This is a genomic window from Arthrobacter sp. JDC6 (assembly GCF_056484025.1).
In genome coordinates this window covers 774,289-787,192 of record NZ_CM151278.1, presented here as the reverse complement: position 1 = coordinate 787,192, position 12,904 = coordinate 774,289, and the positions used below count along the sequence as shown (strand labels likewise).

The 12,904-nt window shown below is 67.1% G+C and carries 11 protein-coding genes; 4 read left to right on the top strand and 7 right to left on the bottom strand.

Going from position 1 to position 12,904, the window contains the following annotated elements:
- Positions 1-283: 283 nt before the first annotated feature.
- Positions 284-1,318 (top strand): LacI family DNA-binding transcriptional regulator, encoded by a 1,035-nt coding sequence (locus tag ACV095_RS03615; RefSeq protein WP_018768938.1) that lies wholly within the window; start codon positions 284-286, stop codon positions 1,316-1,318.
- Positions 1,319-1,343: 25 nt separating this feature from the next.
- Here ACV095_RS03615 and ACV095_RS03610 read toward each other — a convergent pair whose 3' ends face one another.
- Positions 1,344-2,036 carry a FadR/GntR family transcriptional regulator gene (locus ACV095_RS03610; RefSeq protein WP_026265711.1) on the bottom strand — a complete coding sequence of 231 codons (693 nt, stop codon included), beginning with the start codon at positions 2,034-2,036 and terminating at the stop codon, positions 1,344-1,346.
- A 66-nt stretch (positions 2,037-2,102) separates the two neighbouring features.
- On the opposite strand from ACV095_RS03610, the gene ACV095_RS03605 reads away from it, so the two are divergent.
- Positions 2,103-3,440, top strand: coding sequence for an alpha-hydroxy acid oxidase (locus ACV095_RS03605; RefSeq protein WP_478222922.1), 1,338 nt, complete (start codon positions 2,103-2,105; stop codon positions 3,438-3,440).
- 29 nt (positions 3,441-3,469) lie between these two features.
- On the opposite strand, the gene ACV095_RS03600 is transcribed toward ACV095_RS03605, so the two are convergent.
- Both ACV095_RS03600 and ACV095_RS03595 read right to left on the bottom strand, forming a co-directional pair.
- Complete coding sequence (locus ACV095_RS03600) at positions 3,470-4,114, bottom strand: ArsR/SmtB family transcription factor (RefSeq protein ID WP_018768941.1); 645 nt, start codon at positions 4,112-4,114, stop codon at positions 3,470-3,472.
- Positions 4,115-4,174: 60 nt separating this feature from the next.
- On the bottom strand, positions 4,175-5,386 hold the full coding sequence (locus ACV095_RS03595; protein ID WP_056392604.1) for an acetoin utilization protein AcuC: 1,212 nt from the start codon (positions 5,384-5,386) through the stop codon (positions 4,175-4,177).
- Positions 5,387-5,490: 104 nt separating this feature from the next.
- On the opposite strand from ACV095_RS03595, the gene ACV095_RS03590 reads away from it, so the two are divergent.
- Positions 5,491-6,924 carry a TrkH family potassium uptake protein gene (locus ACV095_RS03590; protein WP_018768943.1) on the top strand — a complete coding sequence of 478 codons (1,434 nt, stop codon included), beginning with the start codon at positions 5,491-5,493 and terminating at the stop codon, positions 6,922-6,924.
- Positions 6,917-7,603, top strand: a complete 687-nt coding sequence (locus ACV095_RS03585) for a potassium channel family protein (protein WP_026265713.1) — start codon at positions 6,917-6,919, stop codon at positions 7,601-7,603. Before ACV095_RS03590 ends, ACV095_RS03585 begins: the two co-directional genes overlap by 8 nt.
- Here ACV095_RS03585 and proC read toward each other — a convergent pair.
- The 4 genes from proC to topA form a co-directional block, all read right to left on the bottom strand.
- A complete protein-coding gene (gene proC / locus ACV095_RS03580) occupies positions 7,600-8,433 on the bottom strand; it encodes a pyrroline-5-carboxylate reductase (protein ID WP_018768945.1) in 834 nt (277 codons plus the stop codon). The genes ACV095_RS03585 and proC overlap by 4 nt on opposite strands.
- 235 nt (positions 8,434-8,668) lie before the next feature.
- Positions 8,669-9,658 (bottom strand): Ppx/GppA phosphatase family protein, encoded by a 990-nt coding sequence (locus tag ACV095_RS03575; protein WP_478222921.1) that lies wholly within the window; start codon positions 9,656-9,658, stop codon positions 8,669-8,671.
- A 7-nt stretch (positions 9,659-9,665) separates the two neighbouring features.
- Positions 9,666-10,085 carry an SseB family protein gene (locus tag ACV095_RS03570; RefSeq protein WP_018768947.1) on the bottom strand — a complete coding sequence of 140 codons (420 nt, stop codon included), beginning with the start codon at positions 10,083-10,085 and terminating at the stop codon, positions 9,666-9,668.
- A 51-nt stretch (positions 10,086-10,136) separates the two neighbouring features.
- On the bottom strand, positions 10,137-12,863 hold the full coding sequence (topA, locus tag ACV095_RS03565) for a type I DNA topoisomerase (protein WP_018768948.1): 2,727 nt from the start codon (positions 12,861-12,863) through the stop codon (positions 10,137-10,139).
- Positions 12,864-12,904 lie beyond the last annotated feature (41 nt).

Sequence of the window (12,904 nt, the reverse complement as noted above, 5' to 3'; positions counted from 1 at the left end):
GTTGGAAAAGCAGGCGAGAAAGCGTTTTCTCAGTTGTCTATAAAAGTTGTACCAACCCCGCGGGGCATTCGTCAACCATTTCCCGCGCTGAGGGAAAGCGCTTTCTTCGCTCCCGGCGCAGGACATCTGCCGGCGGTCCGGGAAAACGGCTGGGAAAAGCATAGAAATCGCTTTCCTGCGCCCGTATATGCTGTCTTTCAAAGCAGGTTGCCATCACGGCCGGCCGCCCGGGCACCAACCGGTCGCGGCAGCTCCGGCGGACGGCGCAAACGAAGGGTTCCCCATGGCCAGGAAATCGGCAAGCGGCAGGATCGGCATCGCAGATGTCGCCGTGAAGGCGGGAGTCTCCCATGCCACCGTTTCGCGTGTCATGAACGGAAACTTCACCGTGGACCCGGACATTGCCGCCAGGGTCCGTGCAGCGGCCGCCGAACTGAAGTACCAGCCCAATCCCGTGGGCCGCAGCCTGGCCCTGGGCAAGACGGACACCATCGGCATTGTGGTGCCGGACCTGGCCAACCCCACCTTCCAGGCGATCCTCCGCGGCCTGAGCCGGGCAGCCGCCCAGGACGGTTACCGCGTGCTCATCGCGGACTCATTCGAAGTGTCCAGCGAGGAGTCCATCCTCGCGGGCGAGGCGCGCCGGCGCTGCGACGGGCTGGTCCTGTGCGCCCCGCGCATGTCCGATGCGGAACTGGAGGAGATCGCACCCTCGCTGCACCCGCTGGTGCTGATCAACCGCACCACCTCCACTCCGAACGTGCCCAGCCTGGTGGTGGACTACGGCCAGGGCGTCCAGGACATCGCGGGGCACCTTGTGGAACTGGGCCACACCCGCCTGGCCTTCCTCGCGGGCCCGCCCCGCAGCGCCTCCAATGAGATGCGGCTCAAGGGCCTGGAGGCCTTCAGGGCCGCCCACCCCGAGGTGGAGGTGACCATGCTGGAGGGCGGCTCCGACTTCGACACCGGGCACGAAGCGGTGGATGCCGTCCTGGCGAGCGGGGCCACAGGCATCCTGGCATTCAATGACCTGGTGGCAATGGGCCTGATGAGCGGACTGCATGAGCGCGGCCTGGACGTCCCCGGGGACATTTCAGTGACCGGCTTCGATGACATCCCCTTCGCCAGGTACACGACGCCGGCCCTCACCACCGGCGCGGTCCCCATCACCGAACTGGGCGAGCAGGCATGGCACCAGCTCCGGGCGCTGATCCGGAAGGAAGGCAATGCGTCCACGGGCAGCCGCTACCAGCCGCGGCTGGAAGTGCGGGCCAGCACCGGGCCGGCCAAGGCGCCGCGCAGCACGGTCCACGGCTGAGCCTTTCTGTACGCTCCGCCCAGGTTTATCCCGCGCCCAGCCCGGCCTCTTTGTAGAATCCCTCGATGTGGGCCGCCACGAGTTCCGCGGCCCGGGCGCCGTCGCCATTCCTGACCGCAGCGAGGATGGCGTGGTGTTCGGTGCGCAGGCGCGACGCTGTGGCTTCCCAGTCCGGCAAGGTGGCCGTGAGTTCGGCAGCGTAGCCCTGGATGGCTTCCCGGAGCGACCCCATCATGGCACTGACCACCGCATTGCCGGCGGCGTTGGCCAGGGCCAGGTGGAACCGGACATCGAGGGCCAGGAAATCGCTGGCCGAGAGTCCGTCCGGGGCATCCATGGCCGCCAGGAGCGCGGCCGCCCCGTCAAGTTCGGGTGCGTCCTGCGGGGCTTTCGCCGCAGCCCATGACTCCAGCAGGACCCGCGTTTCCACGATGTCCGCCACGGGCAGGTGCTGGGTGGCCACGTGCAGCCGCAGGGCGGAGCCCAGCGCCGCGGTGGGGTCCGAAATCACCACCGTCCCGGCTTCCGGCCCGGACCCGACGCCCGCGCGGACCACTCCCATTGCCTCCAGAATCCGGATCGCTTCGCGGACCGATGTGCGGGAGACCTTGAGCTGTTCGGCCAAGGTGCGCTCCGCCGGCAGCCTTCCACCCACGGCCAACCGGCCGGCCGAGAGTTGGTCCTCGATCCAGGACAGGACCAGCTGATGGGTACGCATAGGCCAATGGTACTTGATGTGGTTGGACCACATCACCTAGAGTGTGGTTGGACCATAGGAGGACCCATGACGCATACCATCCAGCCCAACAACCCTGAGGCGACCCCGGCGCCGGACACCACCGACATCCCCGCAGCGCCGGCACCCGCCCCGGCACCGTCGTCGTCCGCGCTGCCCGCAGCCCTGAAGCGCCGCATTCCCAAGTACTCGGACCTGGCGCCGCTGATGCAGTTCAAGAAGCCGGAGTTCAGCAAGGAGGCGCGGCTGAAGCGGGCCAGCACCATCTGGGAGCTCCGCGACATCGCCAAGCGCCGCACCCCCAAGGCGCCTTTCGACTACACCGACGGCGCGGCTGAAGAGGAGATCACGCTCCGCCGCGCCCGCCAGGCCTTCCTGGACATCGAGTTCCGGCCGGGCATCCTGCGGAACGTCTCCGCCATCGACCTCAGTACGGAGATCCTGGGAAAGCCTTCGCGGCTTCCCGTTGGCATCGCACCGACAGGGTTCACCCGGATGATGCAGTCCGAGGGCGAATACGCAGGGTCTCAGGCAGCGGAGGCCGCAGGCATCCCCTACACCCTGTCCACCATGGGCACCGCCTCGATCGAGGACGTCGCCGCTGCCGCACCCAACGGGCGCAACTGGTTCCAGCTGTACCTGTGGACGGACCGGGACCGGTCGCTGGAACTGATCGAGCGCGCAGCCAGGGCGGGCAACGACACCCTCATGGTGACCGTGGACACTGCCGTGGCCGGCGCCCGCCTGCGCGACGTCCGCAACGGCATGACCATCCCGCCGGCGCTCACGGTGAAGACCGTCCTGGATGCCTCCTACCGGCCGGCCTGGTGGTTCAACTTCCTCACCCACGAGCCGCTCACGTTCGCCTCGCTCTCCCGCTACACCGGCACCGTGGCCGATCTCATCAACTCCATGTTCGATCCCACCCTCACGTTCGAGGACCTGGACTGGCTGCGCGAAACCTGGAAAGGCAAGCTGGTGGTCAAGGGCATCCAGACCGTTGAGGACGCCCGCAAGGTAGTGGACCACGGCGCGGACGGCGTGGTCCTGTCCAACCACGGCGGCCGCCAGCTCGACAGGGCACCTATCCCGTTCCACCTGCTCCCCGGGGTCAAGGAGGCCTTCACCGCGGACAACCGCGATGCCGCCATCATCCTGGACACCGGCATCATGAGCGGCGCGGACATCGTGGCCGCCCTGGCCCTGGGCGCGGACTTCACCCTGATCGGCCGCGCCTACCTCTACGGCCTGATGGCCGGCGGACGGGCGGGAGTGGACCGCACCCTGCAGATCCTCGAGAAGGACATGGCGCGGACCATGGCGCTGCTGGGCGTCAGCAAGGTGTCCGAACTCACCCCGGACCACGTGCGCCTGCTGGCCAAGTAGGCTGCGCTGCGCTTACCGCTCCGCAGGGATTACTTCTTGCGGCCGAACTTAGGGAGGTTGGGCAGGTTCGCCAGCAGGTCGGCGGCCTTGGTGGCGGCGCGGCCAACAGTCCTGCCGATCTGCTGGGGCACGCTGTCATCGCTCAACGGGGCGGCCGTCCCGCCGGGAATCACGACGGCGGGGCTCAGCTCGGCGCCTTCGCGCACCAGGACGGGCGCCGGGACTTCCTCCCGGGTCTGCGACGTGCCTGGCCCGGCAGCGCCGGCGGCCCGGGACAGGGAGGGGGCCGCGGCGGCGACGCCTTCGGTCAGGTGGGCAGCGCCCGCTGTGGCACTGCCCGCCTGGGCCGGGACTGCCTGATCCGGGATTTCCTGATGATGGCCACGCGGTGCCGTGGCGGCTTTGGCTCCAGGGCCGACGTCGAACGTCTCCAGCCAGCTGGCGATGCCCTCCAGCGGCCCGCGGTTCAACGCGTAGTACCGCTTCTGGCCTTGGGCCCGCATGCTGACCAGCTGTGCTTCACGAAGGACTTTCAGGTGCTTGGAAATGGTGGGCTGGCTCGCCGCCAGTTCCTCCACCAGCTCCCCCACGGCCTTGTCTCCTGCCCGGAGGGCCACCAGGATATCCCGCCGGGTGGATTCCGCTATGACGGCAAATACGTCGTCTGTCACCATGCCTCCCACCCTAGCGACATATGCCCCGAAAGGCATCAACTATTTCGGCCGCCAGGGAGCCTAGTCGAACCAGGGGTCCAGCCCGTGCAGCGGGAACACTGCCTTGCGGGTGGCCATGACAGTGCGGTCCACGGCGTCGTTGGGGTCGAAGCCCACTTCCCAGGACCGCCACCACAGCTCCACGTCATCCCCCATGAGGGCCGGCGCCTCCCTGCCGAACTTCTCCGTCACATACTGCCGCCAGTCCCCGGGCACGGGCGTCCGCAGCGGCACGGGCCGTCCGGCGGCGATGGCCACCAGGTGGCTCCAGGCCCGCGGCACCACGTCCAGCACGTTGTAGCCGCCGCCGCCGGTGGCGATCCACCGGCCACCGCAGTAGCGCTCGGCCAGATGCCCGACGGCGTTCGCTGCCTCCCGCTGTCCGTCCACGCTGAGGTTGAGGTGCGTCAGGGGATCGCTGCGGTGTGAATCGCAGCCGTGCTGGCTCACGATCACCTCGGGTTCGAAGGCGCCCACCAGTTGCGGCACCACGGCGTAGAAGGCGCGGAGCCACCCGGCGTCACCGGTGCCCGCAGGCAGGGCTACATTCACTGCGGTTCCTTCTGCCGCCGGGCCGCCGATCTCGTTGGCGAACCCTGTCCCGGGAAAGAGGGTCAGCCCTGTCTCATGCAGTGAGAGGGTGAGGACCCGGGGATCATCCCAGAAGATGTTCTGGGTGCCGTCACCGTGGTGGGCGTCCACGTCGATGTAGGCCACTTTGCGTACGCCGCCGTCGAGCAGCTTCTGCACCGCAACCGCTGCGTCGTTGTAGATGCAGAATCCGCTGGCACGGTCCCGGGACGCGTGGTGCATGCCGCCGCCGAAGTTGACGGCGTGGACGGCCGACCCCTCCAGCACGCGCGATGCCGCCAGCAGGGATCCGCCGGCCAGGCGTGCCGCGGCCTCATGCATGCCGGCGAACGCGGGATCGTCCTCAGTTCCCAGTCCCCGGGACTCGTCCGGCCGGGAGGGGTCCGTGCTGACACGGCGGACCGCCGCCACGTATTCCGGCGAGTGAACGGACTGCAGGTCGGCGTCCGAGGCCACCTCCGGCGCCGCGACGTCAACATGGTCCAGGTCGAACAGACCCAGGCTGCGGGCAAGGCGGGCCGTCAGGTCCATCCGCTCCGGCGCCATGGGGTGGCCCGGACCAAAGTTGTAGGCTGTCATGTCAGGACTCCACGCCACCATCGTTGGCGGCGCGGGCTGGCTGAGGCCGGGCAGGTATGTCATCAATCACAGGCTACCCGAGCCCGCACGGCCGCCCACCCGGCCATGACGCGGGCTTTAGTGGTTTACTACTGGGGGAAGCCGTTACAACCGAGGAAAAGCCACACATGACCCAGAGCCAGTCGAGGCCCCGGACGCCGGCCACCTGGCACCCCCCGGCGCAGGAGCGGGAGGGCCTCCGGGTCCTCACGCGGCTGCGCGACTTCATTGACGACATTGCCAACACCACACCCGCACGGCTGGCGCTGACGGCGTTCGCCGCCGTCTGCACGGTGTTCACGTTCCTGCTGTCCCTGCCGGTCTCCTCAGCTGACGGAACCCCCACGCCTATCCACCAGGCGCTGTTCACCGCGGTCTCTGCGGTGTGCGTCACGGGGCTCACGGTGGTGTCGACGGCGGTCCACTGGTCCTTCTTCGGCCAGCTGGTGATCCTGGTGGGCATCTTCATCGGCGGCTTGGGCACCTTGACGCTGGCGTCGTTGCTGGCACTGATGGTGAGCAAGCGGCTGGGTGTCCGGGGCAAGATCATCGCGGCGGAGTCCATGAACAACGCCGGGCGCCTGGGCGAGGTGGGCACCCTGCTGCGGATTGTCATCACCACGTCCGTGGTCATCGAGGGTGTCCTGGCGCTCGCGTTGGTCCCCCGGTTCCTCACCCTGGGTGAGCCCTTCTGGCAGTCGGTGTGGCACGGTATTTTCTATGCCATCTCGTCGTTCAACAACGCCGGCTTCACGCCGCACTCGGACGGGATCGTGCCCTACGAGACGGACCTCTGGATCCTGATCCCCCTCATGGTGGGGGTCTTCATGGGCAGCCTGGGATTCCCCGTGGTGATGGTCCTGCAGCAGAACGGCCTGAACTGGAAGAAGTGGAATCTCCACACCAAGCTCACCATCCAGGTTTCCCTGATCCTCCTGGCGGCAGGGGCGTTCCTGTGGGCGCTGATGGAGTGGGACAACGCCCGGACCATCGGCACCATGAGCGTGGGCGACAAGATCACCCACGCGCTCTTCGCGTCCGTGATGACGCGTTCGGGCGGATTCAACCTGGTGGACCAGAACCAAATGGACTCCACCACCATGCTGCTGACCGATGCCCTGATGTTTGCCGGCGGCGGCTCCGCCTCCACGGCCGGCGGCATCAAGGTGACCACCATCGCCGTCATGTTCCTGGCCATCGTCGCCGAGGCCCGTGGCGACGCCGACGTCAAGGTCTACGGCCGGACCATCCCGCAGGGCAGCATGCGGGTGGCCATCTCTGTGATCGTCGCCGGCGCCACCCTGGTTTCCGTGTCGGCTTTCCTGCTGCTGCACATCAGCGGCCAGTCACTTGACCGTGTGTTGTTCGAAACCATCTCCGCGTTCGCCACGGTGGGACTCAGCACCAACCTCAGCGCGGAGGTGCCGCCCGCCGGCGTCTACGTCCTCACGGCGCTGATGTTCGCGGGCCGCGTGGGTACCGTTACCCTCGCCGCTGCCCTGGCCCTGCGCCAGCGCAGCCAGTTGTACCACTATCCCGAAGAGAGGCCGATCATTGGCTAGTTCCACAGACGCCCCCCGGCGCCCCGCCCACAATGCCCCTGTACTGGTGATCGGGCTGGGCCGCTTCGGATCATCCACGGCTGAACAGCTGGTGAAGCAGGGCCGGGAAGTCCTCGCGATCGAACGGGACCGGAACCTGGTGCAGAAATGGGCGCCCCTCCTGACCCACGTGGTGGAGGCGGACGCCACCAACATCGATGCGCTCCGCCAGCTCGGCGCCCAGGAGTTCAGCTCCGCCGTCGTGGGTGTGGGCACCTCCATCGAATCCTCCGTGCTGATTACCGTCAACCTGGTGGACCTCGGCATCGAGCACCTGTGGGTGAAGGCCATTACGCCCTCCCACGGCAAGATCCTGACCCGCATCGGCGCCAACCACGTGATCTACCCGGAAGCCGACGCCGGTGTCCGCGCCGCGCACCTGGTCTCCGGGCGCATGCTGGACTTCATCGAGTTCGACGACGACTTTGCCATCGTGAAAATGTACCCGCCGCGCGAAACCGTGGGTTTCACCCTGGACGAGTCAAAGGTCCGTTCCAAGTACGGCGTGACCATTGTGGGCGTGAAGTCCCCCGGCGAGGACTTCACCTATGCCCGGCCCGAGACCAAGGTGTCCTCCCGCGACATGCTCATCGTCTCCGGCCACGTGGACCTGCTCGAACGGTTCGCCGCGCGGCCCTAGCCGAGCTGCCTGGTAATCTCCGCTGCCCGGTCGGCTGCCGCGCGGGCACCGGCCGCAATGATGGCCGGGATGCCCTGTTCGTCGAAGGTGGCGATGGCGCGTTCGGTGGTGCCGTTGGGGCTGGTCACGGCTTTGCGCAGCGCTGCCGGGTCCGCTCCGGGCTGGGCGAGCATGAGGCCCGCACCGGCAACCGTTTCGCGCGCCAGCAACAGGGACAACTCCCGGTCCAGGCCCAGTTCCTCCCCGGCGGACGCCATGGCCTCTGCGAGGTAGAAAGCGTAGGCCGGGCCGGACCCGCTGATGGCGGAGAGCGCGTCCACCTGCTCCTCCGGGACCTCCACCACGGTGCCTGCTCCCTGGAGGATGTCCTTGACCTTCTGGAGCTGCCCAGGGCTGCAGTGGGTTCCTGGCGAGACGGACACGACGCCGCGCCCCAGTTTTGCCGGCGTGTTGGGCATGGTCCGGATGACCGGCTGCCCTTCCGGGAGGGCTGCCTCGAGTTGGGCGATCGAGACCGCGGCGGCGACGCTGACCACCACGGTGTCCGGCGAAAGTGCCGGGCTGATCTCCCGGGCAAGGTCCGCGATGCCCACCGGCTTGACGCCAAGGATGACGACGGCGGACCCCTTGGTGGCTTGCCTGTTATTGTCAGGTTCCTCCTCGCCGGCAATGGCAGTGATCCCCGGGTAGCGCTCGGCCAGCTCGGATGCACGCTCCGCGCGGCGGACAGTGGCCACCACATCCCCGGGATCCGTCCCTGCCTCCAGCAGGCCGCCAAGAATGGCCTCGTTCATGGATCCACAGCCAAGGAATGCGATTCGGTTGCTCATGCCTCCATCATTGCAGGAGGCAGGCATTCACAGGCAACTCCCATCTTCACCGCAGGCAGCACACAACTTGCGGTCCTAACGTAGTTATTACCTCATTGAGGGTGCGAGTGATGCGGCAGGCATGGGGATGCCTGCCAGGGCACCGGCGGCGCGGCGACAGGTTTTCCCCCATTTTCCTGTTGCCCGCCCCGGTGCTTCCGCTTTTAACGGCCGCGGCAGCGGGGGCGTTGGGCCCCTAGACCGGTGCTTCCACCGGCCGGGAAGCGGCCACATGCGGTGCCGGCTCCAGCGGACCGGAAAATACCAGCTGGTCCAGGCGCCGGAGGATGAGGCCTTCACGCAGTGCCCAGGGGCAGATGCGGAGCTTCTTGAACTTGAACATCTCAAGCGCGGCTTCGGCCACCAGCGCGCCGGCCAGGAGCTGATGGGCCCGCGCCTCGGAGACGCCGGGAAGGTGCAGCCTGTCCTCCGAGCTCATGGCCGAGATCCGCTGGGTCCAGATCCCCAGGTCCGAGGCGTGCAGTTCCCGTTTGACGTACGGGCCCTCAGCGCTGGGGGCAGCCCCGGCGATCCGGGCCAGGGAGCGGAAGGTCTTGGAGGTGCCGGCCACCACATTGGCCCGGCCCAGGCCGTCGAACCCGCGGACGGCGGGCTTGAGCGTCGCCCTGATATAGCGCCGGAGTTCCTTGACGCTTTTGGCCGACGGCGGATCCTCGGCGAGCCAGTCCCGGGTGAGGCGGCTTGCGCCGAGCGGCACGGACGTGGCCACTTCGGGGAGCTCGTCCTGGCCGAAAGCCATTTCAAAGGAACCGCCGCCGATGTCCAGGTTCAGGATGGGTCCGGCGCCCCACCCGTGCCAGCGCCGCACCGCGAAGAACGTCATGGACGCTTCCTCGCTTCCGGTGAGTTCCTGGAGGGTCACCGTGGTTTCGTGCTTGACCCGGGCCAGCACTGCCGGGCCGTTGGTGGCCTCGCGGATGGCTGACGTACAGAAGGCCAGCAGGTCCTCGGCCTTGTGCCGGGCAGCAAATTCCCACGCTTCCAGCACGAACTCGGTCAGCTCGTGCTGGCCCTCGTCGCTGATGCTGCCGTCCGGCTCCAGGTACTGGACCAGGGACACCGGCCGCTTGTGGGACGCGAACGGGACCGGCTGCGCACCGGGGTGGGCATCCACCAGGAGCAGATGGACAGTATTGGAACCGATATCGAGGACGCCTAGACGCATGGGGACATTATTGCTCGTCAGCGCGCTTGAAGTCGCGCCTGATGTTGGCCACGCCTTCGGGGTTGATCTCGAAACCATAGGCAGCACCGGGGTTGATCACCATGCCGAGTTCATCGCCAAGGTTGGCGATGATGGCGGCGCCCTGGGTGCCCAGCACGTTGGGTGCAGCTTCCAGGTACTGCTGGTCCACCCGGCTCGGGTGCGAGAACACGGCAAGGACGGGGTCGCCGTCGGCGTTGGCAAGGACCAGGGGCTCCACCTGGGAGTCAATGCCCTCAACCGTGTCCGAGCTGATGATGTAGACCTCGCTGTTCAGGAACGACAGGATGACGTCCACAGGGTTCGCGTCGGGTTGTCCGCCGGTGGCGAGCTTCTCTTCGAGGTCGTTGAGCGGCTGGAGGTCCGTGTGCGCTGGCTGTTCAGTCATACGACTAGCCGATCACGATCCGGTGGCCGGCGCAAACGCGCCGGCCACGGGCTACTTCTTCGCCGTTGCCTTCTTCTTGGCCGGAGCCTTGCGGGTGGCGGTCCGCTTGACCGGACCCTTGGCGCGTTTCTCGGCCAGGAGTTCCACGGCCTGTTCGCGCGTCAGTTCCTCGAGGGGCGTGGCCCGCGGAACCGTGATGTTGGTGATCCCGTCGGTGATGTAGGGGCCGAACCGGCCTTCCTTCACCACGATGTTCTTCTCGGACACCGGGTCCGGGCCGAACTCTGCCAGCGGCGGAACCGCGGCGCGGGCGCCCCGCTGCTTGGGCTGGGAGTAGATCTCCAGCGCCTGCTCCAGCGTGATGGTGAAGATTTCCTCTTCCGAGCCGATGGACCGGGAGTCGGTTCCCTTCTTCAGGTACGGGCCGAACCGGCCGTTCTGCACCGTGATGAGGTTGCCCTCGGCGTCCTCGCCCAGGACGCGGGGCAGGCTCATGAGCTGCAGCGCCTCGTCCAGCGTGACCGATTCGACGGTCATGGATTTGAACAGCGAACCGGTGCGCGGCTTGGCCTTGACCGGCTTCTTGGGCGGCTTGGGCTTGCCGTTCTTGTAGTACTCCACCGGCTGCGCCGCAATTTGTTCCTCGGTCATCTCCGGGATGATTTCGGTGACGTAGGCTCCGTAGCGGCCGTTCTTGGCAACAACGGTGTGGCCCGTGTGCGGGTCGGTGCCCAGCACGCGTTCCTCCGGCGCCGCCGTCTCCATCAGTTCGATGGCCTTGGCGGCGGTGAGCTCGTCGGGGGCCAGGTCCTCGGGCACATTGGCGCGCGCCGATTCGACGATTTCGCCGGTCTTCGGGTCCACCACTGCCGCCGAGCTTTCCAGGTAGGGGCCAAACTTGCCCACCCGGAGGGTGATGTCGTCGGTGATGGGGATCGAGTTGATTTCCCGGGCATCGATCTCGCCCAGGTTGTTCACGATGCTCAGCAGGCCGGGGTCGGAGTCCTCGCCGAAGTAGAAGTGCCGCAGCCATGACGCGCCGGCTTCCTGGCCGTTGGCGATCTTGTCCAAATCGCCTTCCATGTCGGCGGTGAACTCGTAGTCCACGTAGTCGGAGAAGTGCTGCTCCAGGAGCCGGATGACCGAGAAGGCGATCCAGCTGGGCACCAGCGCGGAGCCCTGCTTCCGGACGTAGCCGCGGTCCTGGATGGTGGAGATGGTGGAGGCGTAGGTGGACGGGCGGCCGATGCCCTTCTTTTCCAGTTCCGCGGTCAGGGATGCTTCGGTGTAGCGCGGAGGCGGGGAGGTCTCATGGCCCACGGCCTGGATGTCCGCAGCGGTGAGGGAGTCGCCCTTGGCCACGTTGGGCAGGCGGCGCGCTTCGTCGGAGTCGTCGTCGCCGCGCGTCTCGTCCTTGCCTTCCTCGTAGGCGGCGAGGAAGCCGGGGAAGGTAATCACGGTGCCGGAGGCGGAGAATTCCGCGTCCCGCCCGTCGGTGGCCACGGCACCCAGGCGGATGGTCGCCGTCGAACCCTTGGCGTCGCCCATCTGGGAGGCGACGGTGCGCTTCCAGATCAGTTCGTACAAACGGAATTCGTCGCCCGACAGCTGCTTGGCCACCTGGGCCGGGGTGCGGAACGAGTCGCCGGCGGGGCGGATGGCCTCGTGTGCCTCCTGCGCGTTCGCTGCCTTGCCGGTGTACACGCGCGGTGACTGCGGGATGTACTCGGGGCCGTACAGCTCCGAAGCCTGCCGGCGGGCAGCGGTGATGGCTTCGTCACTCAGCGCGGAGGAGTCCGTACGCATATAGGTGATGTAGCCGTTTTCATACAGCCGCTGGGCGATCTGCATGGTGCTCTTGGAGGAGAAGCGCAGCTTCCGGCCCGCCTCCTGCTGCAGCGTGGAGGTGGTGAACGGCGCCGCGGGACGCCGGGTGTACGGCTTGGTGTCAACGGAGCGGACCCGGAACTCCGCATCCTGCAGCCCTGCCGCCAGGGACGTTGCCAGTTCCTCGTTGAGGTGGGCCACGTTCCGGGAAGTGAGTTCGCCGTTGTCGTTGAAATCGCGGCCCGTGGCCACCTTGGCGCCGTCAACGGCGGCAAGCTTGGCCTTAAAGGAGCCGGAGTCGGCACCGAACTGGCCGGTCAGGTCCCAGTAGGAGGCTGCCTTGAAGGCCATGCGTTCGCGTTCACGGTCCACCACCATGCGGGTGACCACGGACTGCACGCGCCCGGCGGACAGTCCCCGCGCCACCTTGCGCCACAGCACGGGGGAGATTTCGTAGCCGTAGAGCCGGTCAAGCACGCGGCGGGTTTCCTGGGCATCCACCAGGTCCTGGTCCACGTCGCGCAGGTTGCCCATGGCGCGCTGGATGGCTTCCTTGGTGATTTCGCCGAACGTCATCCGGTACACCGGGACCTTGGGCTTCAGCACTTCCAGCAGGTGCCACGCGATGGCTTCGCCTTCGCGGTCCCCATCGGTTGCGAGATAGAGTTCGTCGGCGTCCTTGAGCGCAGCCTTGAGCTCGGTCACCTTTTTCTTCTTGTCCGGGGACACCACGTAGTACGGCTTGAAGTCGTGCTCAATGTCCACGGCGAACTTGCCCACCGAGGTCTTCTTCAGCTCGGCAGGGAGTTCGGACGGCTGCGGCAGGTCGCGGATGTGACCAATGGAGGCCTCAACGATGAAGCCCTCGCCGAGGTACTTGGCGATGGTCTTGCTCTTGGCCGGAGACTCCACAATCACGAGTTTCTTGCCGGTTTTGGCCTTGCTTGGCACTGTGCTCCTACAGAAAAAGGTTGCTGGGGCAGATGAGCCCA

Excerpts from the sequence above, each read along its gene's own strand:
- ACV095_RS03615 (WP_018768938.1), top strand. The coding sequence starts at position 284 with ATGGCCAGGAAATCGGCAAGCGGCAGGATCGGCATCGCAGATGTCGCC.
- ACV095_RS03610 (WP_026265711.1), bottom strand. The coding sequence starts at position 2,036 with ATGCGTACCCATCAGCTGGTCCTGTCCTGGATCGAGGACCAACTCTCG.
- ACV095_RS03605 (WP_478222922.1), top strand. The coding sequence starts at position 2,103 with ATGACGCATACCATCCAGCCCAACAACCCTGAGGCGACCCCGGCGCCG.
- ACV095_RS03600 (WP_018768941.1), bottom strand. The coding sequence starts at position 4,114 with ATGGTGACAGACGACGTATTTGCCGTCATAGCGGAATCCACCCGGCGG.
- ACV095_RS03595 (WP_056392604.1), bottom strand. The coding sequence starts at position 5,386 with ATGACATACCTGCCCGGCCTCAGCCAGCCCGCGCCGCCAACGATGGTG.
- ACV095_RS03590 (WP_018768943.1), top strand. The coding sequence starts at position 5,491 with ATGACCCAGAGCCAGTCGAGGCCCCGGACGCCGGCCACCTGGCACCCC.
- proC (WP_018768945.1), bottom strand. The coding sequence starts at position 8,433 with ATGAGCAACCGAATCGCATTCCTTGGCTGTGGATCCATGAACGAGGCC.
- ACV095_RS03575 (WP_478222921.1), bottom strand. The coding sequence starts at position 9,658 with ATGCGTCTAGGCGTCCTCGATATCGGTTCCAATACTGTCCATCTGCTC.
- ACV095_RS03570 (WP_018768947.1), bottom strand. The coding sequence starts at position 10,085 with ATGACTGAACAGCCAGCGCACACGGACCTCCAGCCGCTCAACGACCTC.